This window comes from Streptomyces sp. NPDC059009 (assembly GCF_042740175.1).
GTDB lineage: Bacteria > Actinomycetota > Actinomycetes > Streptomycetales > Streptomycetaceae > Streptomyces.
This window is the reverse complement of record NZ_JBHYJB010000004.1, coordinates 197,933-215,031: the sequence shown is the minus strand read 5'-3', so window position 1 is coordinate 215,031 and position 17,099 is coordinate 197,933. Positions and strand designations below refer to the sequence as shown.

The window sequence follows — 17,099 nt, the reverse complement described above, 5'->3', positions numbered from 1 at the left end:
CTCAAGCGGGCCCATCGCTGGCCCACCGGACCACCCCCGCGTCGGCGGGGAGAACGCTGCGAAGGGCTCGGGATGGCCGTCCCGGGCCGGTACACCCCCGCGTCGACGGGGAGAACGTAAAGAGGCTCTGGAGCGGCAGCATCGTGTTCGGAACACCCTCGCATCGGCGGGGAGAACCAGGGAAGGATCGTTGACCCGGCGGCAGGCCGCGGAACACCCCCGCGTTGGCGGGGAGAACGCACGGGTGATCCTCCCAAGCGGGTGGCGGATCGGAACACCCCCCGTCGGCGGGGAGACAGCGCGGCGCTTGCGGCGACGATCGAGCCCTTGGGAACACCCCCGCGTCGGCGGGTAGAACGAGATCACCGACCACGGGCACCAGTTGGTCGTCGGAACACCCCCACATCGGCGGGGAGAACTTCGCCACGACCGTGCGCAGGTCGACCAGCTGCGGAACACCCCCGCGTCGGCGGGGAGAACGGCAGGTTGAGTCGCGCCTTCGCGTCGGCGAGCGGAACACCCCCGCGTCGGCGGGGAGAACTTCGCCACGACCGGGTCGAGAGAGCCGATGAGCGGAACACCCCCGCGCCGGCGGGGAGAACCAGGAGGAGGACGAGGACCAGGAGGAGGCTGTCGGAACACCCCCCCCGCGTCGGCGGGGGGAACGCCAGAACGGCGCTCCCTGCCCCGGTGTTGAGCGGAACACCCCTGCGTCGGCGGGGAGAACATGGGCGCGGGCAAGACCGCGTTGCTCGGCAACGGAACACCCCCGCGTTCGGCGGGGAGAACAAGAAGGCCGCGCCACCGGACGTGACCAACAACGGAACACCCCCGCGTCGGCGGGGAGAACACGCTCTTGGTCATGTCCGGGTCCCCCAGCACCGGAACACCCCCGCGTCGGCGGGGAGAACCGGCTGGAACGCGTTACGGTCTCCCGAGACACCGGAACACCCCCGCGTCGGCGGGGAGAACGCTCGGCAGGTCGGGCAGTCGCGAGGCGCGCGCGGAACACCCCCCCGCGTCGGCGGGGAGAACAGCACCCACGTGACCGTCTCCCACGGCAGCGACGGAACACCCCCGCGTCGTTGGAGAGAACCTCATCCGCAGGCCGCTGCCGGTCTCGATGCCCGGAACACCCCCGTGTCGGCGGGGTGAACCCCGACCACATCAAGGTCGCCACCACCACGTCCGGAACACCCCGCGTCGGCGGGGAGACTCATCTCTCTAGGGTGCTGCCGATTGGTAGTTCCAGCATGCCGAGGAACCGGCGCGGGCGCGCGAGCGTCTGGACTGGCACAGGCGTGCCGTGTTCTCCAGGAGGGCGAGACGTGGATCAGGATCCGTCGATATGGGAACTGGTCCTCGCGTTCCTGATAGCAGGGATCTTCGCCATCGTTCAGGTCGGCATGGTCCTCTTTCCTGTCATCGGCCTCGGGGCCTGGGTGACGTACCGGATACGCCGCCGCCCTGGGAGGGCTGGCTAGTCCAGCACACCGAGCTCGCTGTCTGGTCGGCAGTGCGTGCAGGCTTCGATGCCTTCGGTGAGCGCCCGCACGGCCTGGTCAGGGCTGATGCCCTTCACACGCTGTCCGGTCATGTGGCAGCCACCGATGTCCACGGTCACGGGCAGTTTGTCGACGCCGGTACCGACCTCGGGCAGCCAGTCCGGGGCAGGCGGCGGGGCGACGGGGCGGAACACCCCCGCGTCGGCGGGGAGAACCAGACGAGCAGCGGCGCGCAGGCCGTCGTCGTCGGAACACCCCCGCGTCGGCGGGGAGAACTAGGTGACGGTCGGGACCGCGTCCGAGGCCAACGGAACACCCCCGCGTCGGCGGGGAGAACCGGATGCGAGTCTCGCGAAGCGCTACGCGGAGCGGAACACCCCCGCGTCGGCGGGGAGAACGAAGTAGTGCTCGGCACCCCCGCGCTGCCGCTGGGAACACCCCCGCGTCGGCGGGGAGAACGGTGCAGTCCTTGTGGCCCATCACCGGGTACTGGGAACACCCCCGCGTCGGCGAGGAGAACTCCTGGTCCGGCAGCCAGATCTCCAGGCCGTACGGAACACCCCCGCGTCGGCGGGGAGAACGGCGGCAACTCGGGCCTCGTCGCTGAGGTGCTCGGAACACCCCCCGTCGGCGTGGAGAACTTCGACCGCGAGGTCGACGCGCACGGGCTGACCGGAGCACCCCCGCGTCGGCGGGGACAACTCGAACGTGGCGTCTTCCAGGGTGATGACCTGCGGGACGCCACCGCGCCGGGCAGGGAGAACTCTCCGAGTTCGGCGACGAGCCGCGTCATCAGCGGAACACCCCGACCACGGTGGGGAGAACACCATCGACGGCGCCGAGCGCCTCGCCTCCCATGGAACACCCCCGCGTCGGCAGAGAGAACATCGCGTGGTTGCTGACTGGCGCGACCGTGGCCGGAACACTCCCGCGTCGGCGGGGGAGAACTCCCACAGTTCCGCCGGGGCCGTGCCGCGAACCGGAACACCCCCACCTCGGCGGGGAGAACTTCGACGTGGACTTCCGCGACCACCAAGGCGCCGGAACACCCCCGCGTAGGCGGGGAGAACTCCATGCAGGCCGCCCACGCTGCCTACACCGGCGGAACTCCCCCGCGTCAGCGGGGAGAACAAGCCCACCGCAGCGATCGTGTACGCGGCGGCCGGAACACCCCCGCGTCAGCGGGGAGAACACCCACCACCGCCTCCGCCTCGGCCCCCGACGCGGAACACCCCCGCGTCGGCGGGTAGAACGCCTCGCCCATGGTGCGGTCGAGGCTGATCCGCGGAGCACCCCCGCGTCGGCAGGGAGAACCCCATTCTCGGCTCGACCCACCACCTGCTCATCGGAACACCCCCGCGTCGGCGGGGAGAACGCCCTGGTCCAGGCACTGGACGGCGAACCCGACGGAACACCCTCGCGTCGGCGAGGAGAACCCCACGGGCAGGACGGCGCCGTCGCCGCTCGGCGGCACCCCGGGCGGGGAGAACCCTGGGCACGGACACAACGATCTGAACGCTGCCAGTAGACCTCCGCGTCGCCGGGGAGAACGAGGCGACGATGCCGGTATAGGAAGCGGCCGTCGGAACACTCCCGCGCCGGCGGGGAGAACGCCAGCTCCCTGAACCAGGCTCTCTCACGGCTCGGAACACCCTTGCGTTGGTGGGGAGAAGGCCACACCACCCCCATCAACGCTCGCGCGGAGCGGAACTTCCCTGCGTCGGCGGGGAGAACGACCCGGACAACGCATCCGAGGGCGAGCTCCGGAATACCCCCACATCGGTGGGGAGACCGTCTCCCACGTCACCTCGCGCGGCTCCGCGAACGGAGCACGCCTGCGTCCGCGGGAGGACCTGCGCAACGAGTTCGTGAGCACCTCCGATGGCGGAACACCTGCGCGTCGACGGGGCGAACGCGTCCAGCCAGAAAATGTAGTCCTCGCCTGCCGGAACACCCCCGCGTCCGCGGGGTGAACGCTGTACGGCAGGGCGGCGAGACCGCCGGAGGCAGAACACCCCCGCGCCGGCAGGGAGAACGGGAAGTCGTTGGGTGGGCGCTGGCGGTGTTGCGGAGCACCCCCGCGTCGGTGGGGAGAACGCGGGATGAGGTCAGGGCACCTAGGTACTCCAGTGGCACTTCACCATTCCCGCTGGTCAGAGGCGGTCTTTCGAGCCTAGTGGGCTGACGTTGCCTCAGGGGCTGGTTCGAGGAAGCTGTTTCAGGCGCGGGTGCGTCTGCGGTAGTGGCAGGCGCGGGCGACGGCCTGGTGGCGTCTGCGCCAGCGCGACCAGGTCAGTGCGCCGACACCGAGGTGCGAGGGGCGGGGGCCGACAACTGCCAGCAGGCGCCGGACCTCCGCCACGGTGAGCGGGGCCAGGTCGGCTGCGTCGTTTCTGCCGCCCCCTTTTCGACGGCGTCCGCGGTCATGGCGGCTAGAAAGGCATGCGCGAGCATGGCCAGGGTGATGTGCCGATACCAGCCCGGATAACGTCGCACCTCGTACTCGTCGAGGCCGCACTGGCCCTTGGCGGCCTGGAAGCATTCCTCGATCGCCCAGCGCGAGCCGGCGACGGCCACCAGCTTCGCGACCGTGGTGCCGACGGGCGCGTAGGCCAGGTAGTAGGCGATCTCATCGGGACGCTTGAGGCTGCGGCGGGCCAGCACCCACCGCTCGTGCGTGGGCGGATCGGGGTCGAAGACGATGTTCACGGGCGGCCTCGCCGCGGCCCAGTCATAGACACGCGGGCCCTTAGCACCGTCACCGGCCGACAGCTGCTGCCAGGCATCGGCGGGGGCATCATCGATGAGCTGGTCGATGCGCCAGACCCCCAATAGCGACTTGATCTGCTGGGACTTGGGCACCGCGAGCACATAGCCGACCTGGGCCTGTTCGAGCAGGTGGCGAAAGCGCCACTCCTGCCCGTAGAGACTGTCCGCGGTCACCCAGGCGATCCGCAGGACCAGGGTGTGGGCGAGTTCGCCCTTGGTGGCGAAGCCGCGGTCGGCGGGGATGCGGGCGGCTCGGCAGCGGTCTTCGTCACTCGTCCAGGACTTGGGCAGATACAACTCCCGGTCCACCAGCGCCCGCCCCCGGCCGGAGGCGTAGGCGGCGAAGACGCCGATCTGGCAGTTCTCGGTCCGCCCGGCCGTGCCGGAGTACTGCCGTTGTACCCCGGCGGAGACGACGCCCTTCTTGAGGAACCCGGTGTCGTCCACGATCAGAACGCCGTCCGGGGCACCGAGGCGCTGGGCCACGTACTCCTGCACGTCGTCCCGGATCTCGTCCGGGTCCCATCTGCTGCGCGAGAGCAGGTGCTGCAGCCCGTACGGCCCGTTGTGACCGGCGTATTCGGCCAACTGCCAGCTGTTCTTGCGGCCGACCGGGCCCAGCAGGCCCCGCACGTAATCCCGCATCCGGCGCCGCACCTCAACCCGGCCGAACCGTCCACTCACCCGCAAGAACAGGTCCTCAAGCTCGGCACTCCAACGTCCTGTGACGAAGTCCGCCATCATGCCCCGACCCTGCCCGACTCAGACAGCCGTCCACGTCAGCTTCCTCGAACCGGCCCCTGAGGCAACGTCAGCCCACTAGGCTCGAAGGACCGCCTCTGACCAGCGGGAATGGTGAAGTGCCACTGGAGTACTAATCTCCTAGCGGAACACCCCCGCGTCGGCGGGGAGAACCCCGTACGGTTCCGGCTCGGCCCGACGATCCGCGGAACACCCCCGCGTCGGCGGGGAGAACACGCCTGACTTTGGGAGAGTCAGGCCCTCCATCGGACCACCCCCGCGGCGGCGGGGAGAACCCGTCGAAGCACTCCAGGCAGCGCCCGAGCTTCGGAACACCCCCGTGTCACCGGGGAGAACGCGTTCACAGCGCCCGCACCCGTCGACGTGAGCGGAACACCTCCGCGTCGGCGGGGAGAACGACAGGGCGGTGACGAGGGCGCCCGCGCTGCCCGGAACACCCCCGTGTCGGTGGGGAGAACATCGCCACCGACATACGCACTGCGGAGCTGAGCGGAACACCCCCGCGTCGGCGGGGAGAACGCTTCCCGGGCCCCCTATGCCGGGGCAATCCACGGACCACCCCCGCGTCGGCGGGGAGAACCGGAGGCCGACGGTACTGCTGTACTGCGGCGATGGAACACCCCTGCGTCGGCGGGGAGAACGCGGCCTCGCCTTCGATCACGCGCAGCCGCGGCGGAACACCCTCGCATCGGCGGGGAGAACCAGGGAAGGGTCGTTGACCCGGCGGCAGGCCGCGGAACACGCCCGCGTCGGCGGGGAGAACCACGTCGCGGCCAGCAACCGCGCCCACCTCCGGAACACCCCCACATCGGCGCGGAGCACCGCATGATCAATCGCATGCACGACGCCGACCACGGAGCACCCCTGTCGGCGGAGAGAACCGGATCCAGGTCCCGTACGTGGACCCAGAGGACGCCCCCCCGCGTCGGCGGGGAGAACCGCGACCACATCCGTCACGCCCCCAACCTGACCGGAACACCCCCGCGTCGGCGGGGAGAACTCACGAACGCGCCTGCGGTGCGGGCGCTCCACCGGAACACCCCCGCGTTGGCGGGGAGAGCCACGCCTGCAAGTCAATGAAGGCGGAACCCACCGGGACACCCCCGCGTCGGCGAGAAGAACTGCGGCTCGCCCTCCAGAGTCGCCAGCCGCTCCGGAAGACCCCCGCGTCGGCGGGGAGAACGCGGCCGACACGCAGTACCGGGGCCCGTACTTCGGAACACCCCCACTTCGGTGGGGAGAGAACGGAGAGAACGGCCGCTCGGCGACCAACGAAGTCGGAACATCCCCGCGTCGGCGGGGAGAACCGGGTTCCTTTGTCCCTCATGCGCCGCCACATCGGAACATCCCCGCGTCGGCGGGAAGGTCGGCTACCCGGAGGAGATGGAGGAGACGTACGTCGAAACACCCCCGTGTCGGCGGGGAGAACGCGCCGGTCACCGCGCGGACGTTGGACAGCGCCGGAACACCCCCGCGTCGGCGGGGAGAACGCGGTCGAGCCGCCGCGGCTGTACGAGCTCGGCAGAACAGCCCCGCGTCGGCAGGGAGAACCACAAGCCCCCCGGCATTGAGGAGCACTACGCCGGCACACCCTCACGTCGGCGGGGAGAATGCCCGCGAGGCCGCCAAGAACTCCTGCGACGCCGTAGCGCCCCACGCCGGTGGAGAGGCCGACGAGATCGAAGCCTTCGGCCTGGGAGATGCCGGAACATCCCCACGTCGGTGGGGAGAACTCGTAGGTGTCGCTTTCCACGATGACACGAACGGAACACCCTGGCGTCGGCGAGGAGAACGTGTAGCCTCCGGGCCGCTGCCCCTCCGCAGGCGGAAGGCCCCCGCGTCGGCGGGGAGAACACGAGACGGGCGGGGCTGACCAGCTATCCGGCCGGAAGACCCCCGCGTCGGCGGGGAGAACCCGTGCTGGCCTCACAAGATGGACTCGTGCTCCGGAACACCCCCGCGTCGGCGGGGACCACCGAGCGACCTTGTCCCAGACCGCCTTAATTCCCGGAACACCCCCACGTCGGTGGGGAGAACTAGATCTGGAAGTGCCCCGTCTTTTCGCCCTCCGGAACACCCCCGCGTCGGCGGGGAGAACGGCGGCTGGATCAGCGACAGGTCGCGCATCATCGGAACACCCCCACATCGGCGGGGAGACCGTCTCCCACGTCACCTCGCGCGGCTCCGCGAACGGAGCACGCCCGCGCCCGCGGGAGGACCTGCGCAACGAGTTCGTGAGCACCTCTGCTGGCGGAACACCCGCGCGTCGGCGGGGAGAACGGTATCCCGTGGAGCGATACGCGGAAGCACAAAGGAACACCCCCGCGTCGGCGGGAAGAACGATGCGGGCCTCGTCCAGGGCGGGGGAGAGGTCGGAACACCCCCACTTCGGTGGGGAGAACACGGGCTCGGGGACGCCGCCGTCGACGGGCTGCGGAACACCCCCGCGTCAGCGGGGGAGAACGGGTCGGTCGCGTTCGTCCCGCCCCCCGTCAGCGGAGCACCCCCGCGTCGGCGGGGAGAACCCCATGGCACAGCTCATGGTCACGCTCTTTGCCGGAACACCCCCGCGTCGGCGGGAAGAACCAGGCACCGTACTTGCACGGCCGGTCCTTGTCCGGAACACCCCGCGTCGGCGGGAAGAACGCCGTCTCGGATGTCGAGGGTGAGGTGGGAGTCGTTACACCCCCGCGTCGACGGGGAGAACCTGTCCGGCCCGCTCCGCCTGGTCTTCGCGACCGGAACACCCCCGCGTCAGCGGGGAAAACCCGGACACCGAACAGCCCGGCCAGGTAGGGAACGGAACACCCCCGCGTCGGCGGGGAGAACGAGTGAAGCGAAGCGGCCCCCGCCAACTCGAATGGAACACCCCCGCGTCCGCGGGGTGAACGCTGTACGGCAGGGCGGCGAGACCGCCGGAGCCAGAACAGCCCCGCGCTGGCAGGGAGAACAAGGGGCCGTACCAGTTCAGGTTCGCGTACGCCGGAACACACCCGCGTCGGCGGGGAAGGCTCCGCCTTGTCTCACCGTGCTGATCCGGGAGGAGGAACACCCCGCGTTGGCGGGGAGAACTGACGCCAGTCCTCGGAGTCCCAGCCAACGTCCGGAACACCCCTGCGTCGGCAGAGAGAACGGAAGCGGCATTTCCCGTATGGCAAGGAAGATCGGAGCACCCCCGCGTCGGCGGGGAGAACGCGGTGCCGATCACGGTCACGGCGTGGTTCAGCAGAACACCGCGCGTCGGCGGGGAGAACGGGTCGGGGTTCAGCCCCAGTGAGGTCAGCGGCGGAACACTCCCGCGTCGGCGGGGAAAACCATGCAGGTTAGCAGAGAGCCAGAACTCTCCTTAGGGAGTCGCTCATGCGGCTGCGGTTCTGCACGGTGTAGGGCTTGCTTATTTTTGATTCAAGGTGCAAAGCCGTCAGGCAGGGAGAATCTATCGGTGTCGCTCACGTGAGGTAAGCGCCTCAGGGGCCTATGTATCCGACTTCCGCTGCGGTAGCTGGCTGGTGTGCCGGTGTGTGGGAGGAGCCGGATGTCGGCGAGGGGGCCGATGCCGTGCCATGAGGATGGTGGGTGGGGGGCGTGATTGTCGATCCAGCGGTTGCGTACGGGGACGCCGACGACGGATCAACCGCGGCCGGAAGCCGACGATTTCCGTAGGACGCTGGCGAGGTCTGAGAGGTGACGGACCTCTGGGATCCGTCACCGTTGGCTCAGCAGAGCCAGCTGACGAGTTCGTTGATCAGGGCACGGAGTACCGCGCTGACCGTCATGCGTGAGACCTCGAGGAGGACCTCGCGTCGCAGGACGAACTTCCGCAGGAACCGGGACACTGTTTCTCCAGAGCGCGGTACAAAGCCGAGGTTGCGCCACGTCCCTCGGGAGGGTCGTGCGTTCATCTCGACGTGCCGTGGGCTGGAGAGTCAATGAGGTTCCGCGCACCTCCCAGAGAGGCGTGCAGCAGTAAGTAGTCTACGGGGAGACCAAGTTGGTGTGCCTGCGGTTGACCGAATCCTCGTCCGCCGGTCAACGGGATGCGGCGACGCGAGGCGACTGGGCGTTGCAGGCCGGGCTCTTTGTGCTGCGTTCTGCTGAAGCGCACCTGCACCGAACCCGTGACGAGGAGCATCATGTCGCTGGACTCCCGCCTGTGGGGCAAGGCTGCCCGGCTGGGGAAGAACGCCCGCGGTGCACACCACACGCATCCTTTGATCTGTCACCTGCTGGACACGGCGGCCGTCGCTGAGGTCGTCTGGGACCAGCTGCTGACCGTGCACCAGCGGAGCATGGTGGTGGCGGCGCTGCAGGTTTCGGATGAGCAGGGGCGGGCGCTCGCGGCCTTCTGGGCGGGTCTGCACGACATCGGGAAGATCAGTGTGCCGTTCCAACTGCACCGGGATGGACCGAAGGACGAGGACGGGAAGCTGCTGGCGCAGGTGCTGAGCGGTGAGCCGGGGTACGGGTTTGGTGCCGGCGCCGCGCATGACAGGCCATCACACGAGGCAGTGGCGCACTGGTGGCTGGCAGGGATCTTTGGGGAGATCGGCTATCCGTCGTCGCAGCGGCGTCCGCAGTCCCAGCTCAGTCATGCGGTGGCCCAGCTGCTCGGTGGGCACGGTGGCCGTTTCCACCCGGTGGTCTACGGCAAGGACGTGAGGTGCCCTGCGGCGCGTCACCCCGGTATGGGTGCGGGCAGTTGGGAGGAGCAGCGGCGGATCCACTGTGACGAAGTGCGCAGAGTGACCGGGGCGAAGCCGGTTGCGCAGGGGCGGATGACGCCGGGAGCGGCTGTGGTCCTGTCGGGGTTGGTGGTCTTGTCGGACTGGCTGGCCAGTCTCGAAGGCGAGATCCGGACCCGGCTGAGGGAAGACGGATGGGCCGGCTCTCCTGAAGACCTGGACTCCTACTGGCAGATCGCCCGCACGGCAGCTCCGCATCTGTTGGCGCAGACGGACCTGCTCGGGACGGGCTTTGTCCAGTCGCCGAAGCTGATTCAGGGCACGGGCGGGGCTGGTCTTGCGGCGGGTATTGCATGCCAGTTGCCGGTTCTGGTGACGGAGCACGGGCCGGGCATGGTGGTCGTGACGGCTCCGCCGTCAAAGGAGCGCACGGATGCGGCCCTTTGTGCCGCAGCTGTTCTTGGGCAGGCAGCGAACGCGCGAGGCATCTTTTATGCGCTGCCGACCGGGTCAGCGGCGGACAGTCACTTGGCGCAGGTGCATGCTTTCGCCGAGCAGGCACTGAGCGGTCCCTGGCGCTCTCTGCTGCTCCACAGCTCCTCCCGGTTGAAGCCGGCGGAAGCCGTGGAGGAGTGGGCGCGGGCCCATGCGGCCGACACGGTCAGTGCGGAGGTGGGTGAGGAGTGGGCCCCGACGGCGAACAGCTGGCTCAACTCCCATCACCGCGCGCTCCTGGCTGCGCTCGGTACGGGGACGGTGGATGAACTTCTGCAGGCTGTGATGCCGGTGAAGTTCAACGTGATGAGGCTCTTTGCCTTTTCCGGCAAGGTCGTTGTGGTGGATGAAGCCCATGCCCGCGGCGCCTGGGGGCAGAAGCTGATGCTCCGGTTCCTGGAGTGGGCCGCCGCGCTGCGCATTCCCGTGGTCCTGGCCGCGATGGCTGCGGACCGGTCGGTGGACGCGATGCTGGCGGCATACCGCCGTGGCGCAGGAGGGGGAAAGGCGCCGGTGGTGCAGCCGCGCCGGCTGCCGGGGTGGTCGTTCGTGGACGCCCGGTCCGGAGACAGGTATCTGCCCGAGCAGCCTGCCGGGGCCGTTCGGGCCAGCACGCTCAGCATTACGGTCGTCGACGGTGCGCCGGTCGACGAGATCCAGGCGGCTCTCGCCCCCATGGCCGCGGCCGGCAAGGGACGGGCCGTCGTCTACCGGTCGACACCTGCGGAAGCCATCTGCACGTTCCGGCAGCTCACCCAGGACCTGCCCGGCATGGAGGTGATGCTGATCCATGAACAGATGCGCAACAAGGACCGGTGGCAGCGTCTGGCAGCCTGCAGCAGCGCCTTCTCCCACGACGGTGGAGCTCCCGGCCCCGCGGTGCTGGTGACGACGCCGATGCTGGAACACGTCCGGGGCCTGCATTTCGACCTCGTCCTGTCCGGGCTCGCACCGCTGGCGGACCTGCTGGCCCGTGCGGCGCAGAGCACAGGGGACCGGCCGCGGCTCGTGGTGCTGCGCGCGGACACTACGTCCCAACTGGACGACGCCGCACTGGTGCGGCGCACCGACATGCTCGTCGGGGCGGGCAGGACGGTTTCTCTGCCCGGAGAACTGCCCCTGCTGCTGGATGAGGTGTACGGCGACGAGCTCGTCGAGAGGCTGGACGAGTCTGCGGCGCGTGAGCTCCAGCAGCTCGACAACCTGCGCACGGTCCGGGAACGCAGAGCCGGCGGGACGGCGGGCTGGCTCTGCGTTCCCGGACCGCGAGAGCTCGATGGCGACCTCGGCCTGCTCAGCCGCGACCACCCCGGCATGGAGGCAGAGCTGGTTTCTTGCGTGCTCGGCGAGGAGATGGTGCATGTGGTGTGCCTGTACCCCGAGCGGAACGAGCAGGGGCGCACGGTCGGCCATCTGCTCGAGGACGGCGTCCTTGAGCAGAGGCTTGAGCGTTCCAAGGGCGGGAGACCAAGGCGGCCGGGCCAGCTGGTCCCTTACCTGATCCCGGTGCCGAAGCGACTGGTCGAGGGCGTGGAGGGCGATGCCAACAAAGCGTGGCGTGACATGCCCGCTCTCAGGAACGTCCTTCGGCTGAACCTGGTCGAGAGGGACGGCACGTGGGTGCACACCAGCGCGACGCATCGATTCCACCTGAGTGAACTCGGCCTGACGATTGATCAGTTGCCGTAACGGCCCACACCGCTCCGCTTCTCCTTCTACGATTCGATGGACGTTCGACCACGGGGGAGGGGCGTGACCACGCCTGTGTCCAATCTGATCGACCAGCCATGGATTCCGGTCGCCTGGGTGGAGGGAAAGTCAGGACCACCAAAAGTGGGTCTGAGGGACCTGTTCCTGCACGCCCGAGACATTCGCACCCTGCTGATCCCGGAAGCTCCGGCTCACTCCGCGCTGCTGCGCTTGCTGTACGCGCTCACCGCCCGGATCACCGCTCTGGACGAGGCCGGGCCCGGCAGCTGGGGCGATCGGCGGGAGGAAGTCCTCGAGCAGGGTCTCTTTGCGCAGAGCATGGAACTCTCTGACGGCCGCAAGGCCGGCGTCGACGGCTACTTCCAGCAGTGGAGCCACCGCTTCGATCTGTTCGATCACTATCGTCCCTGGCTCCAGGACCCCCGCCTTTCTGACCAGTGCGACCAGAACAGCACGGCCGGGGTCCACAAGCTGGTCATGAGCCGGGCGGCGGGCAACAACCACTCCTGGTTCGCGCACTGGAGCCATGCGAACCCCTTACCCCCCGGCCTTTCGCAGGCGGCACTGTCGCTGCTGACCTGGCACTACTGGGGAGCCCCCGGCGCCCTCTCGAGGCGTGCAGTCCGGGATGTGAGTCACCACTATGCCAAGGCATCACCGCTGCGCGCCGCACTGTCGTATCACCCGGAGTGCGACAACCTCTTCCAGACCTTGCTGGCCGGCCTGACCCCACCCGATGGTGACGTAGACCGCCAGACCGACCTGTGCCCCTGGGAGCGGGACGACTTACCGGACCCGCTCAAGCCGATGCCCGAGCCGCTGGGCCCCTGCTCACGGCTCACCGCCTGTTCGCAGCACGCGCTCCTTCTCGTCCCAGCCGAGGACGGCGCGCATACGGCTGATGCGTACATCACCTGGGCGTACGACGCCGAGCGGATCCGGCCGGAAGACGACTACCTGATCTGGGACATCGACAAGGACGGGAACACCTACCCACGGCCTGCACGCTCCTCCCGTTCCTTGTGGCGCGACATCGACGCCCTTCTGCTCAAGCAGATGGACGACTCGAGCCCCATCCAGCCCAAGGTCATGGACCATGCCTTCGACGTCAGCGAGTACCTGCGGGTACGGGCCCTCGGCTTTGAACAGGACGCCAGCCAGGCGGCAAACCACCAATACGTCGACTCCTCAACCCCGGTACTCCTTTCCCGAGTAGAGCAGGACGTGGTGAGTTCCGAGTGGCCCGTACGCCAGCTACGGGAACTCGGCGAGCTGTTCGGGGACCGGCTGGAGCAGGCCACAAAGGAAGCCTGGCTGAAGTACACGGATGACAAGAAGAATGATCCGGGGGTCTGGCTGGACGCGGCCGCGGCACGGTACTGGCCGTCGGCGGAGGACGAGTTCTGGTCGCGGTTCCGGCAGTTGACACGCTCCGACGGCGCTGCGGACTCCGGCTTCGACTTCGAGGCCGCATACCGGGCTTTCGGCCGGCACGCGCTCGACGCGTACGAGCAGGTGACCGACTCCGTGACGCGCACCCCACGAGGAGCGAAGGCCGTCACCCGAGCGAAGGCGATCATCCTGGCCGCCCTGAAAGACCCGCACAAGGCGATGGAGCAAACGAAGACGAAACGGGCGGCCAAGAAGTCGTGACCGTCGCCCGCCGACCCGAGGACACGCCGTGACCTTCCAAGCCCCTGAAGCGAACAAGCGCCAGAGGAATCGCGCTTCGTATGCCGCATTCACCGCGCACATTGAACGCCTGTGCCGCACAGACCCCGGTGCCCGTGCGGCGCTGCGCGCGGGGCTGCGCCGCGATCTGGACCACCCGCGCGCCCGTCCCATGCACCGGCTGCTGACACCGCGACTGCCGGACGGGTGCGACGACAAGACAGCGCAGGCCCATTACACGGTGGCCTCCCTGATCGCGGCCCAGCCCCGACACGCCTTCGCGCCCGACCAGGAAGACGACGAAGACACCGCAGACGAACAAGGGGCAGTGAACAAACAGGCTTTTCAGGAGGACGGAGAATCAGACGAGGACGCCACCCCGCCCGATCCCACGCCGTACGGCACCTCGTTCGGTGCCGCTCTGGGCCATGCCGTCACCGCGAAGGGCGCCTCCATGCGGATGAGCGCCGCAGACAGCCGCATCAACCTCCTGACACGGCAGAGCCTGCGCGGCATCCACCTGCACCTGCCTGCCGCGGTGAATCAGGTGCGGGCCACCGGAACCTCCATCGACTGGGGGCAACTGCTGGCAGACCTCGTCTCCTGGCCCTACCAGTCCGGGCGCATCAGCCGCCGCTGGCTGCAGGACTTCTACCGGATCACCGCCGGCGCCGACCACGACTGACCCCTCACCCACAGGAGATCCCTGATGGAACGCAAGCCCCGCTTCCTCGACATCCACGTCGTCCAACCCGTTCCCTACGCAAACCTGAATCGGGACGACACCAACTCGGTGAAAACCATGCTCTACGGCGACGCCCTGCGTACCCGCATCTCCAGCCAGTCCTGGAAGCGCGCCATCCGCGAACACTTCCAGGACACGCTCGGCGACAGCGCGCTGCGCACACGCCGCATCGGCGAGCGGGTCGCCGAAGCGCTCCGAGGCCGTGGGTGGGAGCAGGAGCTTGCCGAACGCGCTGGTGCTCATGTTGCGGCGGGGAGCAGCATCAAATGGGAGGTGGCCAAGGGCAAGGACAAGCAGCCCATCACGAACAAGGTCCTGACCAACGCGCTCGTCTACCTCCCCCAAGACGCTGTCGAGGAACTGGCTGACATCGCCGAAGCCCACAAGGATGCGCTCACGACCGACTTCACCGGCAAGGGATCGAAGAAGCCCGAGAGCGCCCTGAAAGGGAAGATCGACAAGATTCTTGTGAAGAAGAACGGTGTCATCAACCTCTTCGGCCGCATGCTCGCCGAGGTCGACCAGGCCGACGTTGACGGTGCCGTTCAGGTCGCGCACGCCTTCACCACGCACACGACCGAGGTCGAACTCGACTACTTCGCAGCCGTCGACGATGTCACCGAGGCAAAGGGCGATGAAACCGGCAGCGGCCACATGGGCACTGCCGAGTTCAGCACCGGAACCTTCTACCGGTTCGCCACGGTTGACCTCAAGGAACTCATCAAGAATCTGAGCGACGACAGCGACACCGGTCTCGAGGCCGCCCGCGAGCTCGCCGGCCAGTTCCTGCTCTCTTTCATCGAGGCGTTGCCGCAGGCGAAGAAGAATTCCACGGCCCCCCATACCCTCCCGCACCTGGTCCACGTGGCCGTCCGCTCCGACCGTCCGCTGTCCTTCGCCGCAGCCTTCGAGGAACCCGTAAGGGCAGCCGCACACGGCGGCTTCGTCGCACGCTCCGTGCAAGGCATCGACGCCTACTCCAAGGCCGCGAACACTCTTCTCGGCCCCGACCGCGTCCTGCATGCAGCGCATGCATCCCTCCATGCCGACAAGCTGGAGCACCTCGGCGAGCGGCAGGCGTCCTTCGAAGCCCTCATCACCGCCGCCGTCGATGCTGCTCTTGCCGAGGCCCCGCAGTGACCGAAACTCCCGCCCGGGGGCTGCTGTTGCGCCTGGCAGGCCCACTCCAGTCCTGGGGCACACACAGCAAGTACCTGCGGCGTGACACAGCCCGATTCCCCACCCGGTCCGGCGTCGTGGGGATGCTCGCCGCAGGTCTCGGGCGGGGACGCGAGGCACCCGTGGACGACATCGCGGCGCTCTCGATGACGGTACGTGTCGACCGACCCGGCGTCGTGCTGTCCGACTTCCACACCGTAGGCGGTGGCCTGCCCGCCGATGAGACAGTAATCACCGTCGACGGAAAACGCCGGACCGAGGGCAAGGGCACCCTGGTGACCAGGCGCCAGTACCTCGCCGATGCTGCTTTCACCCTCGCCCTCACGTCCGACGACGAAGGGCTGCTGCACGCCTGCGCGGCAGCCCTGCGCGACCCGCACTGGCCCCTCTTTCTCGGCCGCCGATCCTGCCCGCCGGAAGGCCCGATCCTGCTGGGAACCACGGAAGATCCACTGCACCACCTGGAACGGATGCCCCTAGCAGCCAAGAGGCCACGCAGCGGCCCGCAGCCGATCGAGTTCTACGCCGACAGACCGCTCGGAGCACTCCCCGTGGACCCTGACGCCGCAGACAGGGGCGATGGTGACCACCCCAGCGGCGAAGTCACCGACGAACCGCTGTCGTTCGCACCGCTGGAGCGCCAGTATCGTCCCCGGCCGCTGTACCGGCGCGCCCTGCACCTTCCGCATGCCACGTACGAAGGCTTCGGCACCGGCTACCTGGAAAAGCTCCAAAGCTACATCGAAACCCATATCGCCGAGCCGGAGAGGAGCACCCGGTGACTTTGTGGCTGACCCGCATCGTGCCCTCGCCCAGTTCTCGCGAGGCCCGCCGGGACCTCGGAGGCAGTGACCAAGGAATCCGACTGCACCAGCGCATGCTGCAGATGTTCCCCGACGGAGTCGAAGGCCCGGCCCGGGCCGCCTTCGGAGTCTTGTTCCGTGCCGAGGAAACCCCACGTGGACCGCAGATCCTCCTGCAGAGCCGCATGGAACCCGACTCCTCACGCCTGCCAGACGACTACGGCAACGTCGAAACGCGATCCCTTGACACCTTGTTGTCGAACCTGCACAAGGGGATGGTCGTCAACTACCGATGTGTGGCCAATCCCGTGCGCAAGCCCGGGGCCACCTCTCGGAAGGCGTACAGGCTCCCGCCGGTCGTGGCCTTGAGCGGCGATGCCGCTGTTGAATGGTGGGAACGCCAGTCCACCGCAGCTGGTTTGGAACCCATGCACATCAACGCCCACCCGCTCGCCACGGTACGCGGCTATCGCGGTTCCAATGGTTCTACCGCAAGGCAGCGCATCCAGCATGCCCGTACACAATTCGACGGAACGGCCCGCGTCAATGACGGCGATCTTCTTCGCGAGAAGCTCACTGCAGGTATCGGGCGAGGCAAGGCATACGGATGCGGGCTCCTCAGCATTGCTCCCGCTCGATGAGTCCATACGAGCGCGCTGCCCAGTATTCGGCTAAAGCCTGTTGCACAATGGCCGAACGATCTTCCGAGACTCGCCTCGTAGCGTCTCTCGAACCGGGTGAAACGAGGGCGTAATCGGGCACTCGATCTTGCCACTCA

General features: G+C 68.4%; 8 protein-coding genes and 1 CRISPR repeat array. Of the genes, 6 read left to right on the top strand and 2 right to left on the bottom strand.

Annotated features, from left to right (window positions below; all coding sequences use genetic code 11):
* Window positions 1–1,480: 1,480 nt before the first annotated feature.
* Both ACFWYM_RS06080 and ACFWYM_RS06075 read right to left on the bottom strand, forming a co-directional pair.
* Window positions 1,481–1,660 (bottom strand): DUF6233 domain-containing protein, encoded by a 180-nt coding sequence (locus ACFWYM_RS06080; protein ID WP_384830842.1) that lies wholly within the window; start codon window positions 1,658–1,660, stop codon window positions 1,481–1,483.
* 32 nt (window positions 1,661–1,692) lie between these two features.
* A CRISPR array of direct repeats spans window positions 1,693–2,268; the repeat unit is 26 nt; unit sequence GGAACACCCCCGCGTCGGCGGGGAGA.
* A gap of 1,529 nt (window positions 2,269–3,797) precedes the next feature.
* The gene (locus tag ACFWYM_RS06075; RefSeq protein WP_384830636.1) at window positions 3,798–5,018 is read right to left on the bottom strand and encodes an IS701 family transposase; all 1,221 of its coding nucleotides are present in this window, start codon (window positions 5,016–5,018) and stop codon (window positions 3,798–3,800) included.
* Between the two features lie 4,151 nt (window positions 5,019–9,169).
* Here ACFWYM_RS06075 and ACFWYM_RS06070 point away from each other — a divergent pair.
* The 6 genes from ACFWYM_RS06070 to cas6e are packed head-to-tail and all read left to right on the top strand — an operon-like array spanning window position 9,170 to window position 16,962.
* Entirely contained in the window at window positions 9,170–11,902 is a 2,733-nt protein-coding gene (locus ACFWYM_RS06070) for a CRISPR-associated endonuclease Cas3'' (RefSeq protein WP_384830633.1), read from the top strand.
* Window positions 11,903–11,938: 36 nt separating this feature from the next.
* Entirely contained in the window at window positions 11,939–13,576 is a 1,638-nt protein-coding gene (gene casA, locus ACFWYM_RS06065) for a type I-E CRISPR-associated protein Cse1/CasA (protein WP_384830630.1), read from the top strand.
* Window positions 13,577–13,604: 28 nt separating this feature from the next.
* Entirely contained in the window at window positions 13,605–14,279 is a 675-nt protein-coding gene (gene casB, locus ACFWYM_RS06060) for a type I-E CRISPR-associated protein Cse2/CasB (protein ID WP_384830627.1), read from the top strand.
* Window positions 14,280–14,303: 24 nt separating this feature from the next.
* Window positions 14,304–15,479 carry a type I-E CRISPR-associated protein Cas7/Cse4/CasC gene (gene cas7e / locus ACFWYM_RS06055; RefSeq protein WP_384830624.1) on the top strand — a complete coding sequence of 392 codons (1,176 nt, stop codon included), beginning with the start codon at window positions 14,304–14,306 and terminating at the stop codon, window positions 15,477–15,479.
* Window positions 15,476–16,300: a type I-E CRISPR-associated protein Cas5/CasD gene (gene cas5e / locus ACFWYM_RS06050; protein WP_384830621.1), complete on the top strand. Its 825-nt coding sequence runs from the start codon at window positions 15,476–15,478 to the stop codon at window positions 16,298–16,300. Before cas7e ends, cas5e begins: the two co-directional genes overlap by 4 nt.
* Entirely contained in the window at window positions 16,297–16,962 is a 666-nt protein-coding gene (cas6e, locus tag ACFWYM_RS06045; RefSeq protein ID WP_384830618.1) for a type I-E CRISPR-associated protein Cas6/Cse3/CasE, read from the top strand. The genes cas5e and cas6e overlap by 4 nt, the downstream gene beginning before the upstream one ends.
* Window positions 16,963–17,099: the final 137 nt, after the last annotated feature.

Coding starts and splice junctions, on each gene's coding strand:
- ACFWYM_RS06075 (WP_384830636.1), bottom strand. CDS start 5,018: ATGATGGCGGACTTCGTCACAGGACGTTGGAGTGCCGAGCTTGAGGAC.
- ACFWYM_RS06070 (WP_384830633.1), top strand. CDS start 9,170: ATGTCGCTGGACTCCCGCCTGTGGGGCAAGGCTGCCCGGCTGGGGAAG.
- casA (WP_384830630.1), top strand. CDS start 11,939: ATGGACGTTCGACCACGGGGGAGGGGCGTGACCACGCCTGTGTCCAAT.
- cas7e (WP_384830624.1), top strand. CDS start 14,304: ATGGAACGCAAGCCCCGCTTCCTCGACATCCACGTCGTCCAACCCGTT.